2 pseudogenes are annotated in these 1435 nt (G+C 67.8%); one reads left to right on the top strand and one right to left on the bottom strand.

Annotated features, from left to right (window positions below):
• Positions 1 to 309: pseudogene (locus ACQ0O7_RS45170) on the bottom strand (hypothetical protein); the annotation flags it as partial.
• A 521-nt stretch (positions 310 to 830) separates the two neighbouring features.
• On the opposite strand from ACQ0O7_RS45170, the pseudogene ACQ0O7_RS45165 reads away from it, so the two are divergent.
• Positions 831 to 1435, top strand: a pseudogene (locus ACQ0O7_RS45165) (hypothetical protein); the annotation flags it as partial.

Genomic DNA, 1435 nt, shown 5'->3' with positions numbered 1-1435 from the left:
GTCGTTGCCGGGTTCGATGCTGATCTCGCGGGCGGCTTTGATCTTGTCCGGGATGCTGGTGGGCAGCCCGTCGTCCTCGATCGGATCGGCCTGAGCGGCCACCGTCGCGACGGCCTGCGACGGAGCGGCCTGCCGGGTGGCCGCCTGTGGCGTTCCCGGTTCGCCGGTGACGGTCGGGGCGGGCGCCGGCACCGGGCCCGGTGGGGTGACCGCGACGGCCGGGCTGGTGATCAGGGTCACGAGGGCGGCGGCCGTGACGGCGATGAGCAGCCCGCGGACGGCGTGTGGTCGCCTGCTGGAGTTGTGCATGTAATCCCCGTTGGTAAGTGAGTGAACGTGCTGGTGCCGCCGAAGGCAGAGAGGGCGGCGGTGGCATGCGAGAACGCGGTGGTGTTCTCGGCCTGGAAGCGCGAACGGTACGGATCTCGTACAAGGGCGTCAATGGCACGGCCTGACGCATTAATGGCAAAGTAATGATCTTAATAAATCTGGAAATGTTTTTCTCAGGTTGACCGGGCGGGGTGGCGAGCCGGTTCGAGGTCGTGTTAGATCAAGCCAGGATTCGGTGAACGTGAATGAAGCACGTTCGCCGCCGTCGATCCGGCCGTTGCCGATACCTCCTGCTGTCCGACCTACCGGGTGCTGGCCCGGGTGGGTGCGGGAGTCCATGGCGACTGCTGCTCGACGGGATTCTGTGAATCACGGGGGATAATTGAATGAATTCTCGACCGACGGCCCTCGGGGGCCGTTTTCTGGCTGCCCTGGTAATAGTTCCCAGCCTGTTGGCGGCGGGCCCGGTGCCGGTCTGGGCGGCCTCACCACCATCGGTGGTGAGGGCTGCGGCGGTGGATCCGGCGGCTGCTGATCTGAAGTACGTGACCTATCTGGCGTTGTATGACACCCGGGCGTTGGTGCGGGTCGCGGCGCGGAACGCGATCACGGTGGAGGCGCGTCTGGTGAAGGCGGCGGTGGCCCGGTTCTTGAAGTCGGAGATGCCGTTCGCGGTGAGTTACGCGCGGGAGCAGAACGCGGCGAACGCTGATTTCGCCGAGCGGATCCTGGCCACGCACACCGTGGAGTTCGCGCCGGAGGTGCACGCCGCCGCGCAGTTCGCGTTGTCGAAGGGTGCCGCGGCGCTGGACGTGTTCGCCAGGACCGGCTATGCCGAGGCGAAGCTGCGGGATCGGGTGGCGCGGGAGGCGGTGGGTGAGCAGGCGGCGGCGTTGCGGGCCGAGGACCGGGCGTTCGTGGCCGGGCTGCGGGACACCGATCCCGGGATGAACGTGCGGGCCGCGGCCGGTCACGCGGTGCGCGCGGACGGCTCAGACGCCGATGTGGTGGAGTTCTTCGCCTACGACTGGGCTGCCGCGGCGGCGGTGGATCTGGAGATCCTGAAGGTGCGCTGCGCGGACGCTGACATGGTGGGCCGGTCGAA

Origin of the sequence: Actinoplanes sp. G11-F43, from assembly GCF_050589265.1 — a bacterium.
In the GTDB taxonomy this organism is placed as follows: domain Bacteria; phylum Actinomycetota; class Actinomycetes; order Mycobacteriales; family Micromonosporaceae; genus Actinoplanes.
This window is presented reverse-complemented; position numbering and strand designations above follow the sequence as displayed.